This window comes from Luteolibacter arcticus (genome assembly GCF_025950235.1).
Classification (GTDB): Bacteria; Verrucomicrobiota; Verrucomicrobiia; order Verrucomicrobiales; family Akkermansiaceae; genus Haloferula; species Haloferula arctica.
In genome coordinates, this window is sequence record NZ_JAPDDT010000008.1 from 185,172 (window position 1) to 208,749 (window position 23,578).

Here is a 23,578-nt window from a genome sequence, read left to right on the forward strand (position 1 = left end):
GTTCGGACCATAGCCCGAGCCGACTCAAGTCTCCAATTTCAATTGTCCCGGCTTACTTGCCCATCTTGCGGACGGTGCAATGGATGTCGCCTTTGACGACCTCGCCTTCGGCATCCTCGAGGTCCCACTCGACCTTGAGCGACATCGAGGGCTTGTGGCCTTCCAGGTCGATTTCGACGGTCTTGCCATCCTTCAGCAGGCGGGCAGCGCTGACCTTCACGGTGTCGCGCTTGTGATGCTCCTTGGATTCCTTTTGGAGGGCGATCTCGCGGGCCTGGGTATCGACATTGTCCACCGAGAACTCGCCGGAGCCGTATTGCGGGCCGCGGACGTAGTCCCAACGCTGGGCGGTGTAGCTTTCCGGATCGGCCGCGAGCTCTTCATCGAGCGCGGTTTCGAAGTGCAGGCGCACGCCCTTTTCGGTGATCTCAAGCTTGTCCGGGATGGTGACGGTGGCACCGGTGTAGCGGACGCGCTGGAAGGCGCTCTCGCTGGCGGCATTCGTCTGCCAGCCGCGGAAACCGGCGACATACATGGAGCCGTCCTTGTGGAAACGGGCGCGCATTGCGGAGGAGCCGAGCTTGACCGGGAGCTTGACCACGCCGCCTTGCAGCGTATCGCCGACACTGGCGAGCAGCACGCGGTAGATCGAGGAGGTGCCGTAGGAAAGGTGGATCAGCTCGCCTTCATGGAGGCCGAATTTCGCACCCTTCGGCACCCAGGTCTGGGAGCCGCCGGAATTGTCCACATCCATTGGCAGGTAGCAGAGTGGCTCGGTGTAGGACGCGTCCTTCAGGCCTTGGCGGCTGGACTCGGTGCCGAAGAACAGCGGGCGCTGGTCCTTCGTCATGTAGTTGATCTTGCAGCAGGGCTGCCAGGTGCCCTCGTTTTCGCCGGTGGTGATTTCACCATTCGGACCGACGCCGACACCGCCGGGTGCGCGCAGGCCGGTGGCGACCACCTCGAAGCTTGAGGCGTCCTTTGACAGGCGCATCACGGTGCCGTGGTGTGGGAAGATGGTGTCGAAGCCGCGGCCGCCGGGGCGGACCGGAGCGGCCTTCGAGAAGTAGAAGTCGCCATTCGAGTCGGTCTGCAGGTCGAAGGCGAACTCGTGGAAGTTCGGCGAGACCGCCACGCCATTGAAGAAGCACTCGAAGCGGTCGGCTTCGCCGTCCTTGTTGAGGTCTTGGAGCTTGGAGATTTGGTCGCGGCCGTGGACGTAGATCGCACCGTCCACCACCTTCACGCCGAGCGGCTCGAAGAGACCGGCGGCGAAGCGCTTCCAAGAGAGCTTGCTCCAGTCGCTCTTGAGGCCTTTCACGATCCAGACGTCGCCGTTCCACGAGGAAATCGCGGCGCTGTCCTCATCGATAAAGTCGAAGCCGGCGAAGCGGATGTTCGACTTCCAGGGATTCTCGCTGGGGAGGGTGACGGTGTCGGTGACCCAGGCGGCCTTCTTGTCGTTTGAAACTTGGCCCTTGGTGGTGATGACGTCCTTCCAGAGGCCTTCGCCGCCCTTGGTGGCGCCGGTCACATTGAAGGGAGCCACGGACTTGGCCGTGCCGCCGCGAGCGTAGGAGATGGTGAAGGTGGTGGGTTCTTCGGAAGGAGCGAGGGTGGCGACGAGGCGGGTCGCCTTGTCCGCGGCCGGAGCCAGCACGGCGCCCTTGCCGCCGGTGGCGACGGAGAGGCCGGAGCCGGACTTGGCAGCGCCCTTGTCCGCGGTGAAGGCGGAGCTGTCATCCGCGGCGAGCAGCGCCAGCGGCTTGGAGTGGGGGGCCACCTCGAAGTGGCGGACCAAGCCGTCTGGGCCGGACTGGAGGTGCTCCAGCACGCGGGTGCCGTTGATGGTGTATTCGAAGACGATGCGGCTGCCGTGGCGGTAGAAGCCCTTGTACTGGGCGTCCGGGATATTGCCGCAGGCGGCGGTTACCTGGCTCGCGTCGCGCTTTGCAGTGTAGAGCGTGAACGACATGCTCGTCCGCTTGTCCTCGAAGCTGCCGCTTTCATTCGCCCAGCCGGGGCCGGGGATGGTGTTGAAAATGAAGTCCTTTTCGTTGGCGGTCTTGACCAATTGCCCGTGGGAACCGGTCCATGGCGTGCCGCCCCAGTGGACGCCGCCCTTGTAAACGGTCACGACGCGCAGCGTCTCAGTGTCGAAGAGGGCGCGGGTGCCGTCGCCCAGGTCCACGAGCACGCCCTTGACGGCAGCGACTTGCTCCTGACCGTCGAAGGTGCCGGCGAAGGAATTGGCCCAGGCGGGGCCGATTTGCATTTCCTCCCACCAATTGGCGGCATGGGCGGGCAGGGCGGCGGCTGCGGCGAGGACGATCGGTGCGATGTGGAACGGGCGCATGAGTGTGAAATTACGTCGTGGGTGCGGGCGGGGTTTACGGGCATGGCACGGAAAGCCATCAAAGTTTGCTCAAGCCGCCCCGGGTTGCCGTGCCAGCACCCCATACGTCGGTTTTCAAACGTGTTTGACAAGAATTCGGTGCGCCAGCGCGATTCGGGGGAAATCCTCGACCGTCCGGCTTTCAGCACTATGGTCCCGCCGCGATGTGGGACGCAATCATTCAGTGGGGCGGCTGGGGCACGGCCGGAACCGGATTGGCGTGGGTCGTCACCTCGTGTCTGCTGCTCGCGGGGCTGGTCGGCTGCATCATTCCGATCCTCCCGGGTCACCTGATCCTACTGATGGCCGCCATCGCCCACCGCCTGATGCTGGGCCGCGAGGGCTCCGGCATGGAATGGTGGACCTTTCTGATCCTCACCGTGTTGATGACGATTTCGCAGGCGCTTGAGTTCGCGGCGGGGGCGGCTGGCACCAAATGGTTCGGCGGCACCAAATGGGGTGCGTGGGGTGCGCTGGCCGGCGGCATCGTCGGGATGTTCTTCTTTCCCCTCGGCCTGATTCTCGGACCGCTGATCGGAGCCTTTGCTATGGAAAAATGGGGGGCGAAGCAGGAACTCAAGCCCGCCGCCGTCTCCGGCGTCGGCTCGGTAGTCGGCACCGTGGCGGGGATGGGGATGAAGCTGGCGATCGGGATCGTGATGATCGCCTGGTTCTTCATCGACTGCTTTTGGGTGGGGTGAAGCGGTGACTGCCGAACGTGGATCAGGGCGCGGCTTGGATTCGCTTGATGAAGTCCTTGGCCACGGTGCGGACCTCGGGGCTGACCTTGTCGAGCAGGCCGGGTTCCTCGATGGAGCGCAGGGCGAGGACGATGTCGGCCAGCGGTTCCGGGTTGCCGGCGGCTTCGATCATGGCGATCGCGTCGCGGGGGCTGAGGGCTTGGTTGGAGAGGACGAATTGGAGGCCTCGAAGCGTCATTTCGGTGACTTCCGGGTCGATGGGCGGGGAATTGAGCACATCGAGGAGCTTGGGGAGCACTTGAAGCCAAGAATCCCTGTCTTTGCCGCAGATTTTGAGAAACTGGCTTCGCGCCCAAGGGACCAATGGATTGAGAAGTCCGGCTTGAAAGGCGTGCTGGCGGGATCTTTCGACTTGGGAAAGTCGATCAAGAAGATCGGAAAGCCCGGCATGAGAATACGCATGTTTAGGATCGATTTCGATCGCTTTGAGATATGCCTGTTCGGCTTCATCGAACCGGCCGAGATCGGCAAGTGTATTGCCAAGACCATTCCATGCATTGGCGAAGTTTGGGTCGATTTCGCTAGCTTTTCGATAGGCCTGTTCGGCTTCCTTGAAATTCAACAAATTAAGAAATAGGTTACCAAGCCCATTCCATGGGTATGCGTAGTTCGGATCGGCTTCGATAGACTTGCGATAGGCCTGTTCGGCCTCCCCAAGACGCCCGATATTGCGCAATACCCTGCCAAGTCCGGACCATGGTTGGGCGGAATTCGGACTGATCTCGATGGCCCTGCGAAAGGCCTGCTCAGCCTCCTTGGAGCAGCCGAGATCGTGCAGTATATTGCCGAGGCCATGCCAAGGAGGCGCGTAAGCCGGATCGATTTTGATAGCCTCGCGAAAGGCCGCTTCGGCTTCATCGTTGCGACGGAGCTTGCTCGCCAATAGTATTCCGAGCCCGTTCCACGGAGGTGCGTAGTCCGGAGCGATTTCAATGGCCTTCCGATAAGCCTGTTCGGCTTCAATGTAGCGGCCAGATTCTTCGAGGGAATCGGTTAAGTTATACCACCATGCGTTGTTCCTGGGGTCGTATCCTAGCCGATTTTTTTCTTTCGCTGGCAAATTTGCGAACAAGTCGATCAAGTCAAAATCTTCACCAAGGGTTTGCTTCGCAAGTTCGCGATCCAGCAGACGGTCGAGGCATTCGAGTTGGTCGTGGCTCCAAGCGGCTTCAAGAGTCTTTCCGATCAATTCCTTGCGGAGTTCTGGAGTGTCCGACGCGACCGTGAGCGCGTGGAGGAACGCCTCCCGTTCTCCGGTTGCGGACTTGCCTCCGTCCTTTTTCCAGGCTGCGAGGGTTTTCTCTGTCCAGCTTTTGAAATCGTCGGGCGAGTAGATGACTCGCATCGCTTGGACGAGCCACTCGAGCCGACGGCGCGAGGAGCGGGTGAAGCGCATGAGGTAGTAGATGTTGTAGAAGCGTTCCGCTACTTGATAGACCTTGCGCTTCTGGGTCGAGCCGGGTGCTTCTTCGAGGAAACCGCCTTCGACGAGGCGGCGGAGGTAGGTGCTGATCTTGTTCGAGGGACGCCGGAGTGCGGCTTGGATGTCGCCGACCGCGATGGGATCCCAGTGGCGGGCGACGTGATCGAAGACCCGACGCTCCTCGGTGCTGATTTCCTCGATGCGGCTCTTGAAGTAGGGCGTGCAGTCTTCCAGCAGGCGATTGAGGTCACGACGCGCGTCGCCATCGATGCCCTCTTTGAGCAGGCGATAGATCATCTTGATCAGCCGCGGATTCCCACCGGTGAGGACGTGCAGGCTGTGGATGCGCTCGGGTTGTTTGCGGACGACGGTGAGCACCTCGGAATCACCGCGGAGTTCGGCGAGGCGGGTCAGGACTTCGACGCTCTCCTCTACGGTGAGTCGCTCCAGCCGGATAGTGCGGAAGAAGTCATAGAACGGCAGATCGATCGAGCCGGTGGCATCGAAGTAGGAGGTGGAGCTGGCGGCGAGCATCACCCGGTCGTCCTCCATCAGGAAGGCGCGGAGGCGGTGCTGCTGGGCCTCATCGGAGACGGCATCGAAGAAGTCGTTGAGGTTCTCGACGCCGAGTAGGATGCGTTTTCCGGTGGCGGCGCCGTGACGGAGAAAGAGGTCTTTGGCGCGCTCCTCAATGTCGTCGGGATTGGCTTCGCGAAGGGTCTCCACTTCCGTGCGGGCACCTTCGTTTCCGGCGGCGTGCAGAAGTTGCTCGGTGGCTTGGAGCCAGAAGTCGGCAAGGTCGCCGATGCCGTAGGTTTCCTCCGGGAAGATGACGGGTAGCCACTCGCGGGCCAGTTTCGCATCCCGCTGGATGGAGTAGGCCAGGGCCAGCAGGAAGGTGGTCTTGCCCATGCCGCGCGGCCCGAGCAGCAGCAGGTGCTGCTGGGGTTGGCCGCGATGGTTGTCGCGGACGATGCCGAGGGCGCGCTCGAGGAGTGACCGGCGCGCGATGAATTCATCGAGCAAGACATCGGGCGGGAGTGAGGCGGGATTGTAGATGCCGAGCGAGGCATCGATTTCCGAGTGGTCAGGCATGACGGCGGGTCCAGTAGTCGCGAAGGAGGTTTGAGAAAAAGCGGGTGCGGTGCGGTGGGGCGGGGTTCTGCAAGAGATAGCCATCGTGCTTCAGCACCTCGATAACGTAGGAGAGCGTGGAGGATTCGAGGGTCCCGGAGTCTGGCAGGGAGGCCCTCGCCGCTTCGGAAAGCTGATCGCTGGAGAGGCCGCTCTTTTGCTTGGCCACCGCGCGCAGGATGCCCTTGCCGATTCTCGCTTCCTCGGGCTTGAGGACCGTATCGAGACGGTCCCACATGTGCGGAAGGTACTGGTTCTTCGGCCCGGCGACGATCCGGTCGCGATAGATGGCATCCAAGGATGCGGCGGTCAGTTCGGTGCCGGGCTTAGAGGCCAGATAGTCGCCGACTTCTGCGACGAAGATCTGGAGGAAATACGGGTAGGCATTTCCCGTCAGGGAGATGATGCGTTTGCCGTGCTCCTGATTCAGGGGAATCTTCTCTCCCTCCGCGAGGCGGCGATGAGTTTCAAGGCGTCGGTCTCCGTGAGTGGAGGGAGGTCGAGGGAGTCGAAGTCATTGACGGTGTCGGCGAAGTTGTGCCTGCGGACGACATTCGCGAGGCCGATGGAGCCTGTGACCAGGAAGCGGATGCCGCTGTCGGCGGTGCGCTGCCGCCATTCGCGGAACCAGCGGAGCATGGCCTCGCAATCGTCGCGATCCTGCTTGGCGGCGGCATCGACCAGAATGGGAAACTCGTCGAGCAGGAAGGTGATCCGGCCGTCATGCTGGGTAAGCTGTTTCAGGAATGCCTCGGCGGGCTTCTTCCAGTCGCTTCCTTTTGCCAGCCGGATTTCGTTGCCGGCGATGGAAACGGTCTCGATGCCGCGGATGGCTGAGAGGGCCGAGTCCTTCACCTTGCCGAGCGCCTGACGCCAACGCGGCTTTTCCTCGGAAAGCGCGGACATCAAGGCCGCCATCATCTCGGAGGGTGAGGTGCAGGTTTCGAGGTTGATCCGGAAATGGGGGTGATCTTCCGGTGCGGTGTCCTCAAGATGGATCAGCACGCTCGTCTTTCCCGTGCGGCGGGGAGCGAGAAAGGAGATGTGGTCGCGTTCCAAGGCCCGGCGAAGGCGGGCCGTGACGTCAGGTCTGGGGAAGAAGTTGTCGCCGGAGACGGGCGAGCCGATCTTGAGTTTCATGGCGGAGATCTTGGACAACAGATTTGTAGCGCATCAAAATCGTTGCGCAACAAATTTGTTTTCCAGATCTCATTTTGGCTGAAGCCGTCAGAGAACGTGGGTGAGGGAGGTCACTGTGGCAAGGTGACCTGCACTCGGGCGAAGCCGCTGGTGGCGGTCGTGGTGGTGGGGGGAGTGGTTTCCTCGACGCTGACGCGTTCCCATTGGTCGTCGATTCGGGTGATCACCTGGGTGCCGGTCATCGAAACGAAGCCGTCCAGGGTGTCGGAACGCTGGGGGGTGTAGATCAAGCCGCTGCCTTTTCTGCGGAGGAATTCGACTTTCAGGACCGGGGGGGCTTCGGGATCGGACTGATCGATGGTGATCTGGGGCAGGCCCGAGTTGCCGCCCGCGCCCAGTACGCTGCTGTCGGGACCCGCTGCGTTCATGTTGAAGGCGAACTTGAGGAGGTTCGGCACGCCGTCGTCGAAGGGGGTTGCGTCGGGTTCGGCATCTTCCCCGCTGAGGCCGGCGGTGGTGGCCCAGTTGTTGAGGGCGATATCTGGAGGATTGCTGCCGGTGACGATGAAGCTCTGGGTGACCGGTGGTGCGGCCGCGTAGGAGACATTGCCCGGTTGGGTGGCGCGCACCACGACGGTGCCGGGGCCGGTGAGCGTCAGCGTGCTGCCTGAGAGGGTGGCCGGACCGCTGAGGATCGAGAACGCCACCGGCAGGCCACTGCTGGCAGTCGCGCTGAGTTCGAGGGGTGGGTCGCCCACTTCCTGGTCCGGCAGAGGCCCGAAGGTGATCGTTTGTTCGAAGCCGGACTGTGCCCTGCGGATCCTGTGGTTCCAGCTATCCGCGACGACAGGATTCCCGCTGGCGTCCACTGCGACGCCCGAGGGGAAGAAGAAACCTGCCGCAGCGCCGATGCCGTCGGCGCTGCCGTAAGATGCCGAGCCTGCGACCGTGGTGACCTCGCCGGCCCGCGTGATCCTCCGGATCTTGTGGTTCTGGGTGTCTGCGACGAATACCACCCCTTTCGTATCCACCGCCACGCCACCAGGATACCTGAAGGTCGCGGCCGCACCGGTGCCGTCCGCGCTGCCAAGGTTGCCGGAGCCCGCAAGGGTCGTGACCACGCCCGCGGCGGTGATCTTGCGGATCTTGTGGTCCTCCCGGTCCGCGACGAAGACATTGCCGCTCAGATCCACCGCGATACCGGCAGGATTTCTGAAACTCGCGGCGAGGCCGGTGCCATTCGTGCTGCCCTGGTTCCCGGATCCCGCGAAAGTCGTGACCACACCTGCCGGGGTGATCTTGCGGATCTTGCGGTTGTTGTAGTCCGCGACGAAAACATTGCCGCTCGCATCCACGGCCACGCCGCTCGGGAAACCAAAGCCGGCCGCCGTGCCGGTCCCATCCATGTTGCTGGGGGACGCCGAGCCGGCCAGGGTCGTGACCACACCCGCCGCGGTGATCTTGCGGATCTTGTGGTTGGCGCTGTCGGCAACATAGACATTGCCGCTCGCGTCCACTGCCACGCCCTTGGGCTGATTGAAGCTCGCGGCGGTGCCTACGCCATCCGCGCTGCCTGGGTTTCCGGAGCCGGCGAAAGTCGTGACCACGCCCGCGCCGGTGATCTTGCGGATTTTGTTGTTGGAGGCATCCGCGACGAAGACATTGCCGTCCGCGTCGATTGCGACGCCTTCGGGTTTGTTGAAGCTCGCGGACGTCCCGCTGCCATCCTTTGCCATGTTCGTTCCGGCGACCGTCGTGACCACGCCGGCCGAGGTGATCTTGCGGATCTTGTGGTTGAAACTATCCGCGACGTAGACATTGCCACCCGCATCCACGGACACGCCGGTTGGCTCGTAGAAGCCCGCTCCCGTTCCGGATCCATCCCAATAGCTGGCCGTGGAGCCGGCGAAAGTGGTGACCACGCCGGTCTGGGTAACTCTGCGGATCCTGTGGTTGTAGCGATCCGCAACAATCAGGTTGCCAGCGGAATCCACCGTTAGGCCGTGAGGATAATTGAAGGTGGCCGCGGTTCCGGTGCCGTCCGCACTGCCTTGGCCACCAGAGCCGGCGAGAGTCGTGACGACCCCCGCGGAGGTGACCTTGCGGATCTTGTTATTGTATTGATCCGCGACGAACAGGTTGCCGCTCGCGTCCAATGCCACGCCAGTGGGGTAATTGAACCGGGCTGCCGTGGGTCCTCCATCAGTGGTGCCTGTGGACCCGGAGCCCGCGAACGATGAAACCACGCCCGCCGGGGTGATCTTCCGGATCTTGTTGTTGGTGCTATCGGCCACGTAAACATTGCCACTTGCGTCCACTGCCAAACCGGTCGGTGCATTGAACCTGGCTGCCGTTCCGGCACCGTCCAAATTGCCAATCAATCCGGAACCGGCAAAGGTGGTGACCACACCGGCGGGCGTGATCTTGCGGATCGTATGGTTGCCCCAATCCGAGACGAACAGATTGCCACCCGGGTCCAGAGCCAGGGCGATGGGATAGCGGAAACCCGCCGCGCTGCCGGTGCCATCCGCAGTGCCCTGAGTCCCGGAACCCGCCAAGGTGGTGACCACGCCTTGCGGGGTGATCTTGCGGATCCTATGGTTGTCCCGGTCTGCGACGAAGAGATTGCCGCTCGCGTCCACAGCGACGCCGTAGGGAGAACTGAAGCGGGCTGCATCGCCGATGCCCTCCGCGTAGCCGGCAAGCTCGACCCCTGAACCTGCCATCGAGGAAACCGTGTAGATCGACGGCGCTGGCTGGGTCGTTCCCTCGGAGATGTTGAAGCTGCGTTCGACCGGTGGAGCGGCGGAGTAGAATTCATTGCCCGCTTGGTTGGCGCGGATCGTCACACTGCCCGGGCCGTTGGTGGTGATCACATTGCCCGAGACGGTGACGGGACCACTTACCACGGAAAATTCCACCGGCAGGCCGCTGGGAACACTGGCATTGAGGGCAATGAAGACATCATCCGTGGTCTTGTCCTGCAGGGGATTGAAGGTGATTGTCTGGGCAAGGATGTCGCCAGTGACAGGAACTCCTTTCCGGATCTTGCCGGTGTTGCCTGACTCGGCAACGTAGAGGATGCCATTTGCGTCCACTTCCACCCCGGTGGGGTTATGGAAGCTCACGACCCGACCCATTCCGTTGGTGCTTCCGGCAGTGAGCAGGCCGGCCACGGTTGAGACCTCACCCCAGGGGGTGATCTTGCGGATCATGTGGTTACCCGAATCCGCGACGAATACGTTGCCGTTTGAATCCACCGCCAGACCGCTAGGCCCGTAGAAGGTGGCGGCGGCTCCGGTCCCATCCGCGCTGCCTTGGGTCCGGGAGCCTGCGAGCGTGGTGACGACCCCCGCCGGGGAGATCTTGCGGATCTTGTGGTTGCCGTTGTCCCCGACGTAAAGGGTGTTTGCACTGTCGATCGCCAGTCCCAGAGGATTCCTGAAACTCGCAGCGAGGCCGGTGCCGTCCGCGCTTCCCTGATTGCCGGAGCCGGCGAAAGTGGAGACCACGCCTTCCGGGGTGATCTTTCGGATGTTGCAGTTGTATCGATCCACCACGAAGACGTTGCCGGCGGAGTCCACGGCGACATCCGTGGCATCCCAGAAACTTGCCGCAGTGCCGGTGCCGTTGGATGTTCCTTGAGAGCCGGACCCTGCGAGCACCGACGCCACTCCCGCTGGTGTGATCTTGTAGATCCTGACCATCGCGGCAAGATAGACATTGCCGGCGGAGTCCACTGCCAGATTGCGGCGGGAGTTGATTCCCGTCGTGCTTGCGAAGGTGCTGGTCGCTCCGGCGGGAGTGATTTTCTGGATCGGGACCGTGTTGGATCCGCCGACGTACAGATTGCCGCTGGCATCCAGCGTGATCATGGGGCTTCCGAGCGGGTCCACCAGGGTGGTGAAGTCGTGGAGGTGATAGGACGGTCGGGTGCCGGCCGAGACATCGAAGCTCTGGTAAACCGGAGCGGCCGCATCGAACGACGGGTTGCCGGGCTGGGTCGCGCGGCTGACCACGGTGCCCTGCCCGGTCAGGGTGACGGTTTCCCCGCTGACGGTGGCAGGTCCGCTCAGGATATCGAAGATCACGGGCAAGCCGCTGCTCGCGCTGGCATGGATCGCAAAGGGAGCGTCGGACGAGGATCTGGCCAGAAGGGGGGCGAAGTCGATCCGCTGGTGCCAGAGGCCGCTGGGCACACCCTTGCGGATCATGTTGTTCGCTGTGTCCGCGACGAGGAGATTGCCGGTCGCGTCCACCGCCAAGCCGTCCGGCGCCCAGAAGGATGCCGCCGAGCCATTGCCATTTGTCGAGCCCCAGTCATCCGACCCGGCGACCGTACTCACCATACCTTCCGGGGTGATCTTCCGGATCGCGTGGTGCCTGGCGAAGGAGTAGTCGGTGACAAATACATTTCCTGCAGTATCCACGGCGAGGGCTGTAGGACCTTGGAAGCCTGCCGCATCGGCGGGTCCATCAGGCCCGCCACCGTAGGGGAAAGCAGATCCTGCCACGGTCGTGACGACGCCCGCCGGGGTGATCTTGCGGATCTTATAGTTGTTAGAGTCCGCGACGATGAGGTTGCCAGCGGAGTCCACCGCAAGGCCCCTGGGGTAGGAGAAGCGCGCCGCCGTGCCGGTGCCGTCCCCGCTGCCCGTGGCTCCTGAACTGCCGGCGAAGGTGGTGACCACTCCTGCGGGGGTGATCTTCCGGATGAGATGATGCTGGGTGTCAGCCACGAAGACATTCCCGCTACCATCCACGGCGATGCCTTCGGGGTTTCCAAAGGTCGCCGCCGTGCCTGTTCCATTCGTGGTTCCCTGGCTGCCCGATCCGGCGAAGGTCGTGACTACGCCCGCCGGGGTGATCTTGCGGATCTTGCTATTCCACGTGTCCGCGACGAAAAGGTTGTCGTTGGGGTCCACGGCGATCGCGTGTGGCTCCCTGAAGCTCGCGGCGGCGCCCGTGCCATTCGCGCTTCCGATGCTGCCGGACCCGGCGAAGGTGGTGACCACTCCCGCGGGGGTGATCTTGCGGATCTTGTGGTTGTAACGGTCCGCAACAAAAAGGTTGCCGCTGGAGTCCAAGGCGATTCCTTTCGGCCGGTTGAAAGTGGCGGTTCCGCCGGTGCCATCCGCGCTACCCTGTGCTTGGGTTCCGGATCCCGCGAAGGTGGTGATGGCGTAGGGTGTGGTGTAGTCGCTCTGCGCGTTCGCGGCCGGGAAGCCGCACGCGATCATCGTCATCAACAACAGTTGGAGAAGCGGGCCGGGACGGAGGGATGGCTTCGTATGGTGCCTGAGGATTGAGACACGGTGCGTTTTTTGAGAGCGGGAGAGCTGGGAGGGCGGGATCATGGCTTGGGATGGGAGAGTGGGATGGGAGGAGAGAGTGGGTCTGGAATCAGCCGCGCGCCTTCAGCGGACGAAGCCCTTGCTGCGGTGATCGGGACTGTGACCTCCACCTGCGCGGTCGTGGCATCGACCGGAGGGTCATGCCGCACCGAGCGCGAGGAAATGGGGGCGGATTTCAACTTTGGGTGGGGTGGGGTGGGGAAAAGGGCGGAAGGTGTCGATGCGAACGGAGAGTCATTTCCCTGCCGCGACCGCCCGCAGGCGAAACGGGCTGTCCCCTCGGGTCATGGCAGCCACCCGGCGTGGGTGGCGAGGGGTGAGCCCGATTCCGCTGCGGGGGACGGGGGAGGAAAAGGATGCCGCGACGGCTGCATCCACGCTGCCGTGGAGTCGTTAAGGATTAAAAGGAGTGGGGGCTCGGACACCCTCGGAAACCGGCGGTTTCGCAGGGATACTTCACGAATCCGTGGTTTTCATGGTAGCCCCGAAACTACGCAGAGGACTGCGGCAGACAGGGCAAATTGCTCGATGGGCTGTTAGGTGGGAAGCTTGACCAACAGAAGGCGGTCGCCTTTGTTAGAGACACACTGATGGTTTCCCCCCATGAAGGATGTGGCCGCGATCCTGCGGCGGAAGGAGCCGATTGCTTGCAATGACTCATGCAAGGCTATGGGGACATCAGCGAGGGGACGGCGAACCGGATTGACCGGGTGATGCTCGGGCTGGCGGAGTGCGAGTCGATCGAGGAGTTGGAAGGACGGTTCCTCGCGGAGGCAGGCAAGCTTTTGCCGGCGGACTGCCTGTGCTGGAACAACTGGCGGCCAGACTGGAGCGGGGTGATCTCGTTCCGAACCAACGACGGCTATGCCGACTGGCTCACCGGACGCCTGGAGCTCTTCGGCCAAGTCGTGGGCCACCATCCGGTGATCGCGGCGGGGCACTTTCAGCGGAGCGCCGAAGAGGTCCTGCGGATGTCGGATTTCCAAAGCGCGGCAAGCTTCCGAGACAACCCATTGTATCGTGACATATACCGGCATTTGGATTCCCACTTCCAAGTCTGTTTCACGGCCAGTTCTCTCAGCGACCGGAAGATCCTGCTGACTTGGAACCGGCGGGCCTTGGATTTCTCCGAGCGCGACCGCCAGATCTTCCACTTCATGGGACTGCGGCTGGGCATGGTCAGTCGCCGCGTCGAGGAGCGGCAGCGGCTCGACCGGGCCTGGCAGGTGCTGTGCGGGCTCGTGGATTCGCGCCTGCACACGAATACGGTGCGGTCGCTTGGAGCGCGCGATGCCGGCCTGCTGGCGAAACTCATGAAAGGTCGCACGGTGGGAGTGATCGCCCGCGAGAGCGGCATCCGGCGGGACTCCGTAGACAAGCAGCTCGGGGTGATCCGCGAACGACTGGGGCTGGAGAATCATCGTCAACTGCTGAGCGCCCTGGCTGAACTCAAGCGATCCCGCGGGATGGATCGATGAGCCGGGGCCCGACGCATGGAGGCGGGGCTGGAGCGGAGGGAATGGAGGAATTCCAGCGCCTGCTCGATCGGAAGCTGGCGGCCGGCAATCACCGCCGGCAGCAACGGGTGATGGCATGGGCCGGCCTGCTGGATGCGGCCGGATGGTACGTCGCCATCGCACGAGGCGATGGCTCCTTGTGGCTTGGTGAGCACGCGAAGGGATTCCTGGAACGCTTGGGCGAGGTGCCGGATCAGTGGCCCGCCTTGGTTGAGCTGTTAGGCCGGGTGCCGGGCACTCGTGTGGATTTGAGCGGGGAGTCCGTCTGCCTGTGGTCTGATAGAGAAGCTGCTACTTCGATGGGGACGCTGGCCGTTCCTCTGACGAAGCGTGAGTCGGAAGTGTGGGAGTGGATCCGCCGCGGCAAGACGACGCCGGAGATCGCGGTGATTCTCGGTTGTGCGCCGCGGACGGTGGAGACGCATGTGGGGAATCTTTACCGGAAGATCGGGGTGAGGGATCGGGGTTCGGCGATTCTCGGGAAGCCGTTTGCGAAGGAGTGATCGAGGTTTGAAGTGAACCGCGAAAAAACGCGAAAAAACGCGAAATCCAAAGGCAGGGAAGATCTTTTCCGGAACTGGTGGAGTTGGATGCGGAGTCGCAGAGTGGACGACTCGGGCGGAATGAATTCCGCGTTCCCTGTTTCCCTCCAGTCGCTATTCGGGTGTGACTTTCAGGCGTAGGAACAGACTGGGGTTTTCCCCCGGTGGCAGCGGGTCGCGGGCGATGATCGTTTCGGTGCCGTCGTCGTTCGGTTGAATGATCCAATCCTCCTGTGGAATGATGCCCCACGGGGGGGAGAGGGTGGTGCTCGACTCGATCTGATAGGCGACACCGCCGAGGCCGCTGGGGCGGGTGAAGGTGAGCGCGAAGCGGCCGTCACTCTCGGTTCCGTGTGGCATTCCGGCAAAGGGAGCTTCCGGATCGAGGCCGAGGGCGTAGGCCATGCCATTCGGGATGCCGCCGGGGAAGGGGACGGACTCGAAGCCACTGACGAAGTCGTCGGCCCGGTCCAAGGCCCGGAATTGCGAGAAGCGCCAGGCGTCGAAGGGCGGGTCGGTGATGGTGACGGTGGCGGTCGAGCTTTCGCCCGCGATGTAGCCGGAGCCACCGAGCAACGAGAGGGTGACGCTTTCCTCTCCCTCCGCGATGGAATCGGCCGAGGCGGTGACTGTTAGATCGAGATAGGCGGAGCCGACCGGGATGGTGGCCTCGGTTGGCACGGCGGGGAAGTCGGTGCCGGCGTGCGCGGTGCCGCTCGTGGCGAGGTGGACCGTTAGACCCTCGGTGAGGCTTCCCTCGCGGGAGAGCCGGATCACTCCCGGGCTTTCCGAGCCTTCGGCGGTGGCGGGAACGAGGGCTTCGAGCGCGACGGAAGAAATGATCGACGACGATGGGTCGGCCGGCTCGATGTCGATGAAGCAGATCTTGTTGTTCGAGGCACCGGGTGCGCTGCGCACGGTCAGGCGGCCGTCTGCCACGGTCACGGTTTGGGTGCCCTCGACCCAGCGTTGGGCTGAGGTGGCAACGCCGTTTACCACCAGCACGCTCTCGGCCTTGGTGAAGAAGTTGCCGGAGGTGTTGATGGCATCGCCGGAGACGATGTGGACCTGATAGGTGCCGTTGGGCAGGGCCATCTCCCAGATCGCGTCCGGGTTGGCGCTGTTTTGCAAGTGGTTGAGGGTGTCGTAGCGTTGGTCCGGCGCGACGTTGCGTTCGCGAGCGGTCGGCGTGAGTGCGTTCCAACCATAGGACCGGCCATTGCCGCGATCGCCGAAGACCTCGCCCGAATCGACCAGATAGCCCTCCGGAACCGCTGAATCCGCCGGCTGGAAATTCACGTGGATGCTCGGCAGCGGAGTCAGGGCGGTGGCCTTCACCCGCACCGGCGCGGTCGTCGTTTTCAGCCCCGTGGTGAAGTGGACGATGGCGTGGAATTCATGCTCGCCGGCCTCGGTCCCATCGCGGGTCCAGGCGAACGGGGCGGCCTCATCCTCGCCGATCTTTTCGGCACCGCGGAAGAACTCGACCCGATCGACTGGTCCGAGGAAGTCCGCCGTGTGCACCGCCAGCGGGATGGATCCGCCGACCGTGTAGAGCGCGCCGGACACCGGCTCGGTCATTGCTGTTAGCGGGCCGAAGTCATGGCTGCTGTCCGAGTCATCGAGCTGTAGCAGGTAGGCCATGAGTTCCTGGCGCTGCTGTGCGGAGAGCTGTTGGACCGCGCCGTGGATGCCGCTGCCGGAGAAGACATCGGTGAGTGAGTGCGCCGAGCCGTCGTGGAGGTAGGGCGGCGTTTCCCAGATGCCCTTTAGCGTGGGGGTGTCGCGGCTGCTGGCGGTGGCTGTCTTGTGGAGCAGTCCGGCGGGGCTGTCGGTGAAGAGTCCGCCGGTGTGGCAGGCGTAGCAGCCGATTTCGTCGAAGTGCTTTTTGCCGGCGACCGCCGCATTCGTCAGGGCTCCATCCGTCGAGCGATGGGGGCTTGGGTGAATCGTATCGAGGGAGGTGACGTATGCCGCGAGAGCGTCCAGATCCGGGCTCAAGCCTGCCTTCGGATCGCCGAGTGGCTGCGACACGGTGCCGGCTTGAAACTGGGCGGCGGTCAGGAATCCCGAGCCGCCGAAGGCATTGCGGATGTCGTGCTCGAAGTCCTGGATCTCGTCGAAATTCGCGGTCCAGTGCACCCGCCCGTGAGCGGTGCCGGCGCGGCCATGCAGAGTGGTGGTATTTCGCAAGCCCTCGCCGCGGTCGGTGAAGTCCCAGGTGCGACCGTCGTGGCCGCCGTCCAAGTGACAGCCTGCGCAACTGATGTAGCCGTCGTGATTCATCCGGCGGTCGGTGGCATCGTAGAAGATTCGCTTCCCTAGCAAGACCTGGGGCGACAGTGGCTCGGCGGTCACGGTGGGGATGATCGCAAGCAGCGGCGCGGCATTGGAAACCGAGGTTGTTAGAGCGGACACATCATGCACGGCGACGGTGCGGTCCATGAAGTTCTGGACGAAGAGCTTTCCTCCGGCCGGATCGATCACCACGCCCTGCGGAGCGCGGCCGACATTCTCGATGGCGGAGATCAGGTCGCCCGAGTAGGCGTCGATGACGTCGACCGAGTTCGACCCTTGCAGTGCGACGAAGGCGTAGTCGCCGCGCGGGCTGAAGGCGATGGCGTTGGCCATGTCGCGGTCGTTGAAATCGATCCGTGCGGAGGGGGCTTCGGTGTTGGTCGCGAGATCGATGCGCGAGACGATGGTGCGGACGGTGTTCTCGAAGGTCAGCGGCAAGCCATCGCGCGCGAGACCGCGGGCGATGTTGTCCTTCTTCGAGGGCAGCCACAGCGAATGGCCGTCCGGCGAGATGGTGGCGGCGCTGAGGTAATTCGGGATGCCGCGTCCGCTGGCTTCGGTGTCGGGTCCGGCATCTGGTGCGAGTGGGACGGTGCGCACCAGCGTCAAGGTCGCGGGGTCGATTTCATGCACCTCGCCACCCGCATCCGCGGAAAGAAAGCGGGTGACGAACAGTCGCGCCGGATCGCCGCCGATGGCGATGCCGCGCAGGGGGCCGCCGGGAGTTGCCGCGCCGAGCATCGCGCCGCTGGTGGGGTCGAGCTTGAGGAGTTGGCCGGTGCCTTCGGTGGTCACCCAGACGGCGGAGCCATCGGGGCTGAAGGCGATTCCGTAGGGACGGCATGCGCGTGGCAGGGGGATTTCCCGGCTCACTGCACCGGACGGATCCACCACGGAAACCGTGGCGTCTTCCTGATTCACCACCCAGATCCCGCCGTCCGGAGCGCGCGCGAGAGTGCGCGGGTGACGGCCGACGGGCGTTTCGAAAAGCTTCGTCAAGGTGACGGCATCGATGGCCGTGACCGAGTCGGCGTCCGGATTCACGCACCATACTCGCTGGGTGTCGGCGGCATGGAGGATGGTCGATGAAGCGACCGGTGCCGTGGTGGCCAGCGGGCGGTGGACGGTCTGCACCAGCGAGGCGGCTTTGTTCAGCGAGCCATTCGTGATCTGCACCGTGACCGCGTAGTGGCCCGGCGCGCTGTAGCTGTGGCTGATGGACGACTCGGTGGAGAAAGGCGTGGGCGGCGAGCCGTCGCCGAAGTTCCAGGAATACTCAATCGTGCCGACTCCCACGGCGGTGGCGCTGAAGCTCGCCGGTTGGCCGGTCGTCACTGGGCCGGACGCTTCCGCTGCGACGAGCAAGGTTTCCAGGGAGCTCCCGGTGGAAAAGAGGCTGGTGTGGGCGGTGGCGAGGCCGTTCCCGGCGTAGTCTTTCACCCCGCCCGCGGGCAGGTGGATTTGATAGCTGGTGTCCGGCTGCAGCGGTTGGTCCGGCCAGAAATTCACGATGCCCGTCTGGTGGCTGTAGCGTCCGGCCAAGGGCGCGCCACCGACCGGGCGGATGGTCACGGTGCTGGCATCCACGCTGCGCAGGTCGATGGCATCGGTGAAGGTCAGGCCGACGCGGCTGGTCAGTGCGAGGTTCAGCGAGTCCGGCGCGGGATTGACCATGTTTACCACGGGCCCCGTGGTGTCGGGCTCCGTTTGATGGACGACCATGGCGCTGCCGGAGTGGTCGTTGCCGAGGAACGCAAGGTTTCCGAGCGCCACCGCGAAGTCCCAATCGGCTTGGATGAAGCCGGTGGGCGCGTGGGTGTGGACCGAGGTGAAGGGAAGGGTGCCCACATCCAGCTTCATGTAGCGGGTGGACGAGCCGTAGAGGAAGAAGTCGTCCTGCACGGTGCCGTAGCCGCCCTTGGAGGGATTGGCGGGGCCGGTGTCTTCAAGCACGATATCGGCGGGATTGGAAATGTCCCAGACGTAGGCCTTGGCGCGCGCGCCGTAGATCCGGTTTCCATTCACCATGCTGCTGTAACCGGCCAGTTCAGTCACGTGGTCGAGCAGCACCGGGTTGGCGGGATCGCTGATGTCGTAGGTGGCGAGGCCGGTCTTGGTTTCCGAGTTCAGCGGCTGGGAGCCGGTGAGGACGAGCAAGTTGCCCACGGCGAATACCACGTTGGTCGCATGATTCCCAAAGCCGAGCTGGGTGGTCGTGCGTTGGCTCACCAAGGTCGGATTCGCGGGATCGGTCAGGTCCACGACGAACAGGCCGGAGCTGGTGCCCGCCACGTAGGCGTAGCGGCCGCCTTGCCAGAAGACCCACCACGCCCGCGGCGCGTAGTCGCCGCCATTCAGGCCGGGCAGGCCGATCTGGCTGACCTTCGCCGGCGCGGGCACATCCATCTCCGTGAAATCCCAGACCTGGAGGCCAGATCGATTCGGCTGACGGATATTCTGGGTGAAACAGACGTAGTCCCTGCCGCCGAAGCGCGTGAAGGAGTAGCCATGCGGTTCGCCCAGATCGCCGGGATTGTTCGGGCTGCCGAGGGCGTAGGCGGGATTTCCCTCCGTGGTGAAGGTGAGCTGCACCGCCCGCGGATCGGACACGTTGTAGAACGCGAAGCCGCTTTCGTCGAGGCCGCCGCCGCCATCGAGGGAGAAGGGGACCACCAGATAGCCCTTGTGCATCGCCACGAAGCCGTGGCCGTGCGGAGCGCCGGTGGTGCTCTCGAAGCGGGCTAGCGTGGACAAATGTTCCTGCGGTGCGAAGGCGACATTCCCGAGACCGGGGCCATCGGCCGCCGAACGACCGGTCAGCAAGCCGCCGAGGATGGCGCCGAGGCAAGCCGCGGGCATCCGCAATGACCAAAGCGCGGGCCGTTTGCCATGGTCATGGCAAGGCGCTGTCATGGTAGGAACAAACAAGAACTCCGGGGGGGAAGATGCCGCGCAGTGAACGCTTTATGTCGGCGGTCTCCAAGCTGGAATTTAGCGCTTTCTTCGCCGTTTGGCCACGCCTAGGGTCCCCCGCCGCTCTCCGGACGGTCGCGGTCCTGCTTGCAGGGTCGAGGAAAGTCCGGACACCGCAGGGCAACGCGCCTCTCGAAAGAGGGGGACGGGCGCTTCAAGGCGCTTGGACGGACAGTGCAGCAGAGAGTAAACCGCCGATGGCCCGCAAGGGATCAGGTAAGGGTGAAAGGGTGGGGTAAGAGCCCACCGCGTGTCCGGGCAACCGGCGCGGCACGGTAAACCCCGCGTGGTGCAAGACAGAACAGGGGAAGGGTTGCCCGCCCGTCGTATCCCCGGGTATTAGTCGCATCCCGCGCAAGCGGGAGCCCGCTCCGGCGGACAGAGAAATGACCGTCCAGCCCCACGCAGGTGGGAGGGACAGAATCCGGCTTATAGGAGAGCGGCCGCTTTTTCCTTGGTAGGGGCGAAAACGCCCGCGCTCTCAGAGGCCGGCGTTTCCGATCGCTTCCGCGGTGTCACCACCGCGCTACATTGAGACTACCGGAGCTCCCATGGCTCCTCGCGGTGTTCGGCGGAGCGGGGTTCGAGGTGGGAGATGACCCGCACGTCGTTGCCGAGCAGGTTGGCGACGCGGCCTTCCAGGGCGGTGGCGATTTCGTGGGCTTCGCCGAGGTCGGTTTCGTCGGGAAAGACGAGGTGGAATTCGACCCAATGCGTCCGGCCGGAGTGGCGGTGGCGGAGATTGTGGTAGGAGAGGCCGTGGGGGGCGCAGCCGGCGTCGAGAAGGTCGCGCAGCTCCTTTTCCACCGTGAGGTCGGCCTCGTCCATCAGGCCGCCGAAGCTCTCTCGCATGAGTCGCCAGCCGGTCCACAGCAGCTTGCCACCGGCCAGCACCGCGCAGACCGGATCCCAGCCTCGCCAGCCGGTGAAATGCACCAGCGCCAGGGCGACCAGCACGGCGATGCTGGTCCAGACATCGGCGAGGACGTGCTGGCCGTTCGCGCGCAGGACGGGGGAGTTGCGCTTCTTGCCCACTCGCAGGAGTGAGGTGCCGAGCACCAGATTCACGGCGGCGGCGGCACCGGTCAGGATCATGCCGATGCCCATGCTTTCGATGGCGGTGCTGGCCAGCGCCTGACGACCCGCATCATAGACGATAAGCAGGGCGGCTGCGCTGATCATCGCGCCCTCGAAGCCGGACGAGATGAACGCCACCTTGTCGTGGCCGAAGTGGTGGGTTTCATCGGACGGCTTGTAGGCCAGCCGCAGGGCCCAGGCGGCGAAGGCGACGGCCAGCACGTGGGTCACCGATTCCGCGGCGTCGGAGTAAATGGCCGACGATCCGGTGATGGCGGCTGCCACGACCTTCGCGACCAGCAGTACCACGGCCACGACCAGCGACAGGGTCATCACCTGCGATTGGTCTTCGGACAGCGCGGACAGCTCGGACTGCTTGGGGCTCACGGGCGAAAGCGTGGGATTTCCCGGAGCGACTGCAACTCTCCCGGAAATTCCTTCGCAAGTGGCCGCGTAACCGATTGAATTCACGGCACCAAGTTGAAGAGGATCCTCCTAACAATCTTAGCCACGGCAGGAATTGTTTGCGCTGTCTGCTGGCATTTCCGCGACCGTCTGTCGCCCGTGTGGCGCTCGGTGGCCGAGCCGCTGGTGACGAAACCTGCCCCCGATGCGGAGCGCTACGCGGGGCTGAAGGATGAGGCGGAACGCTGGCGCAAGGATCTGTCCGCCAAGTACGCCAAGGCCCGTACCAAGGAGGAGAAGGACAAGGTGCTCGCCGAAACCCGGAGCTTCCTCGAGACGCTGCTGCCGGAAATGATGCGCTGTTGGCTCGGCACCTCATGGGATTTCCACGGCACGGCCGAGACGCCGGGCAAGGGCAAGATCGCCTGCGGCTACTTCGTCTCCACGGTGTTGCGCGACGCCGGTTTCCGGGTGGACCGCTACAAGCTGGCGCGCCAGCCATCGCAGAACATCATCCGCAGCTTCCTGCCGGCGGAGTCGTTGAACCTGCGTGTGGGAGTCCCCTACGAGAACTTCGCCGGTGAGGTCGCCGGTGCCGAACCCGGCGTGCGGATCATCGGATTGGACAGCCACGTCGCCTTTCTGGTGACTAAGCCGGACGGATTCCGCTTCATCCATTCCTCCGGCTCCAAGCCGTGGTGCGTGGTCGATGAAGGACGCGAGGACGCGGAAGTACTACGCCGCTCGAACTACCGCGTGCATGGCCTGCTCACGGGTGACCGCGCCGTATTACTACGCTGGCTGCGGGCAGAAAAAATCGCGGTGAAGGAAAGCCCCACCGCGACGGCATCGGCAAAGCGCCGGTGATGACTCACCGGCGCCCTTTGCATTGCCAGATAAACTGATTTTTTGGCTCTCTGTCGGGCTTGCTGCCGCCGTGTCGTCTGGTTCGGACAGGATGAGACGAAGAGGCCGGTCTGTCCAAAGCGACATTAAGGTCGCTGCTCCTTACTCTTCAGGCCACGCCAGCGACCGAGCCGTTGAGTTCGGCAGCGATTTCGTCGGCACGGGTGAAGAGTCCTTCTTCACGCAGGAAGGCACAGTAGTTCTCGGCCACGGCGGCGAGATCGTCGACATACTCGATGCCCAGATCCTTGAAGCCGGCGATGGATTTCTCGAAGTGCCGCTGCGCCCACGCCTTGTCACCGGTCGCGAGCAGCGCCAGCGCCAGGTTGTTGTGCGACTGGGCAGTATCGTGATGGGTCTCGCCGAAGAGCTTGCGTCGGGCGTCGAGCGCCATCAGGTGCATCTCGCGGGCCTGCTCGAAATAACCGGCGGACTGATAGAGCGCGCCGATGTTGTTGGAGACGGAAGCCGTTTCCTCGTGATCGGGGCCGAGCTCCCGGTGAAGGATTTCCAAGGCACGGAGGAAGTGCGCCTCCGCTCCTTCGACGTCGCCGCCAGCCTTCTTGAGGTAGGCGATGTTGTTGGCCATCGAGGCGATGTCCAGGAGCGCCGGTGGTTCGGCGTTCTCGAAGTGGTGAATGGCCTGCTGCCACAGTTCGGAGGCGCGGTCGCTGTTGCCGAGCTGGTCGTGCACCGCGCCGTAGCCTGCGTAGAGGCGGCCGAGCTGATCCGCACGGTCGGGCCGGTTGTCGAGCTGGTCGATCGCCTGCTTGTAATCGTCGCGTGCTTCCTCAAGCCGGCCGAGCTGGCGATAGACATCGCCGCGGACTTCCAGCGAACTGGCGAATTCGTCGACGCTCTCGGGGTCGCTGCTGAGCATCTGCTGCGCCTTGAGGACGGCAGCGGTGGCGGCGTGGACGGCTTCGTCGAGGTCGCCCACGGCGACGAGCTCGTCGACACGACCGCGGAGGATTTGAATGAGGGTAGCTGTTGGTGAGTCCATGGCTTGTATTTACTTTAAATCACCGGTTTCGGTTTCCGCAACGGGGAAATCCCGTCCGGGCGAAAGTCGTTCCAACAATTGGGCCCGTTGGGGGGGGAGGCTGCCGAGGGCATCCCGGAGCGCTCCGGCGGCCTGTTTTCGCTCGCGCATAATGCCCAGATTTCGCGCAAGTTCCTGCTCGAAATGCTGCATCGCCCGCACCGACGCCCCGCGCTCGGCGACGTGGTCGAGACCCCGCCCTAGCAGAGCCGCCAATTCCGGCTCCGGGTGGTCGCGCTCGATCAGGAGTTCCAGCAGGCGGCACCAGTAGCCTGACAAAAGCATTGCATTGTAATCACATCGGATCGGCTCGCGGGTGCAGGTTACCGAAACTTCCCTCAATCCGTGCAATTCGCCGGAACGCGCTCTGGCCCAACTGATTTCGGCGTCGAAGAAGAGGTCGAGCTTGCCGGCAAAGGGGCTTTTCGGGCTGCGGGCACCCTTGGCCACGGTCTTGATCAGCCCGTGGCCGGCCGTGAACCAATGGACGATCCAGCTCGTGTCGGTGAGCTTGGTCAGCCGGATCAGGGTGCCGTGGCAGTGCTCCATGGTCGCTATCACTTAACCCCGGAATCCGGCATTCGTTTCACGGGAACCGCATTCGCGGCGGA

The 23,578-nt window shown here is 63.8% G+C and carries 13 protein-coding genes and 1 other RNA gene; 5 read left to right on the forward strand and 9 right to left on the reverse strand.

The features are described from left to right. Positions 1-52: 52 nt before the first annotated feature. Positions 53-2,356 (reverse strand): DUF6797 domain-containing protein, encoded by a 2,304-nt coding sequence (locus OKA05_RS18160; RefSeq protein WP_264488600.1) that lies wholly within the window; start codon positions 2,354-2,356, stop codon positions 53-55. A gap of 203 nt (positions 2,357-2,559) precedes the next feature. Between OKA05_RS18160 and OKA05_RS18165 the strand changes: the two genes are divergently transcribed. Continuing rightward, positions 2,560-3,096 (forward strand): DUF456 domain-containing protein, encoded by a 537-nt coding sequence (locus tag OKA05_RS18165; RefSeq protein ID WP_264488601.1) that lies wholly within the window; start codon positions 2,560-2,562, stop codon positions 3,094-3,096. A gap of 22 nt (positions 3,097-3,118) precedes the next feature. Here the strand turns inward: OKA05_RS18165 and OKA05_RS18170 are convergent, their stop codons facing one another. From OKA05_RS18170 to OKA05_RS18185, 4 genes are all read right to left on the reverse strand, one after another. Next, entirely contained in the window at positions 3,119-5,674 is a 2,556-nt protein-coding gene (locus tag OKA05_RS18170) for a tetratricopeptide repeat protein (RefSeq protein ID WP_264488602.1), read from the reverse strand. Continuing rightward, positions 5,667-6,011, reverse strand: a complete 345-nt coding sequence (locus OKA05_RS18175; protein ID WP_264488603.1) for a hypothetical protein — start codon at positions 6,009-6,011, stop codon at positions 5,667-5,669. The genes OKA05_RS18170 and OKA05_RS18175 overlap by 8 nt, the downstream gene beginning before the upstream one ends. A gap of 128 nt (positions 6,012-6,139) precedes the next feature. Next, entirely contained in the window at positions 6,140-6,853 is a 714-nt protein-coding gene (locus OKA05_RS18180) for an ATP-binding protein (protein WP_264488604.1), read from the reverse strand. A gap of 110 nt (positions 6,854-6,963) precedes the next feature. Beyond that, a complete protein-coding gene (locus OKA05_RS18185) occupies positions 6,964-12,099 on the reverse strand; it encodes an NHL domain-containing protein (RefSeq protein WP_264488605.1) in 5,136 nt (1,711 codons plus the stop codon). Between the two features lie 767 nt (positions 12,100-12,866). Between OKA05_RS18185 and OKA05_RS18190 the strand changes: the two genes are divergently transcribed. Next, positions 12,867-13,685 carry a helix-turn-helix transcriptional regulator gene (locus OKA05_RS18190; protein WP_264488606.1) on the forward strand — a complete coding sequence of 273 codons (819 nt, stop codon included), beginning with the start codon at positions 12,867-12,869 and terminating at the stop codon, positions 13,683-13,685. 41 nt (positions 13,686-13,726) lie between these two features. Next, entirely contained in the window at positions 13,727-14,227 is a 501-nt protein-coding gene (locus OKA05_RS18195; protein ID WP_264488607.1) for a helix-turn-helix transcriptional regulator, read from the forward strand. Between the two features lie 153 nt (positions 14,228-14,380). Here the strand turns inward: OKA05_RS18195 and OKA05_RS18200 are convergent, their stop codons facing one another. Next, positions 14,381-19,477: an Ig-like domain-containing protein gene (locus OKA05_RS18200; protein WP_264488608.1), complete on the reverse strand. Its 5,097-nt coding sequence runs from the start codon at positions 19,475-19,477 to the stop codon at positions 14,381-14,383. A 119-nt stretch (positions 19,478-19,596) separates the two neighbouring features. On the opposite strand from OKA05_RS18200, the gene rnpB reads away from it, so the two are divergent. Beyond that, positions 19,597-19,985: RNase P RNA component class A (gene rnpB, locus OKA05_RS18205), an RNA gene on the forward strand. An 89-nt stretch (positions 19,986-20,074) separates the two neighbouring features. On the opposite strand, the gene OKA05_RS18210 is transcribed toward rnpB, so the two are convergent. Further along, positions 20,075-21,001: a cation diffusion facilitator family transporter gene (locus tag OKA05_RS18210; RefSeq protein ID WP_264488609.1), complete on the reverse strand. Its 927-nt coding sequence runs from the start codon at positions 20,999-21,001 to the stop codon at positions 20,075-20,077. 177 nt (positions 21,002-21,178) lie between these two features. Here OKA05_RS18210 and OKA05_RS18215 point away from each other — a divergent pair, with 177 nt between their 5' ends. Then, positions 21,179-21,886 (forward strand): hypothetical protein, encoded by a 708-nt coding sequence (locus tag OKA05_RS18215; RefSeq protein WP_264488610.1) that lies wholly within the window; start codon positions 21,179-21,181, stop codon positions 21,884-21,886. Positions 21,887-22,034: 148 nt separating this feature from the next. Here the strand turns inward: OKA05_RS18215 and OKA05_RS18220 are convergent, their stop codons facing one another. Beyond that, a complete protein-coding gene (locus OKA05_RS18220) occupies positions 22,035-22,928 on the reverse strand; it encodes a tetratricopeptide repeat protein (protein ID WP_264488611.1) in 894 nt (297 codons plus the stop codon). A gap of 9 nt (positions 22,929-22,937) precedes the next feature. Continuing rightward, positions 22,938-23,528 (reverse strand): DNA repair protein RecO, encoded by a 591-nt coding sequence (gene recO / locus OKA05_RS18225; protein ID WP_264488612.1) that lies wholly within the window; start codon positions 23,526-23,528, stop codon positions 22,938-22,940. Positions 23,529-23,578: the final 50 nt, after the last annotated feature.

Coding starts and splice junctions, on each gene's coding strand:
- OKA05_RS18170 (WP_264488602.1), bottom strand. CDS start 5,674: ATGCCTGACCACTCGGAAATCGATGCCTCGCTCGGCATCTACAATCCC.
- OKA05_RS18200 (WP_264488608.1), bottom strand. CDS start 19,477: ATGACAGCGCCTTGCCATGACCATGGCAAACGGCCCGCGCTTTGGTCA.
- OKA05_RS18190 (WP_264488606.1), top strand. CDS start 12,867: ATGCAAGGCTATGGGGACATCAGCGAGGGGACGGCGAACCGGATTGAC.
- OKA05_RS18180 (WP_264488604.1), bottom strand. CDS start 6,853: ATGAAACTCAAGATCGGCTCGCCCGTCTCCGGCGACAACTTCTTCCCC.
- OKA05_RS18220 (WP_264488611.1), bottom strand. CDS start 22,928: ATGGACTCACCAACAGCTACCCTCATTCAAATCCTCCGCGGTCGTGTC.
- OKA05_RS18160 (WP_264488600.1), bottom strand. CDS start 2,356: ATGCGCCCGTTCCACATCGCACCGATCGTCCTCGCCGCAGCCGCCGCC.
- OKA05_RS18165 (WP_264488601.1), top strand. CDS start 2,560: ATGTGGGACGCAATCATTCAGTGGGGCGGCTGGGGCACGGCCGGAACC.
- OKA05_RS18195 (WP_264488607.1), top strand. CDS start 13,727: ATGGAGGAATTCCAGCGCCTGCTCGATCGGAAGCTGGCGGCCGGCAAT.
- OKA05_RS18185 (WP_264488605.1), bottom strand. CDS start 12,099: ATGACGATGATCGCGTGCGGCTTCCCGGCCGCGAACGCGCAGAGCGAC.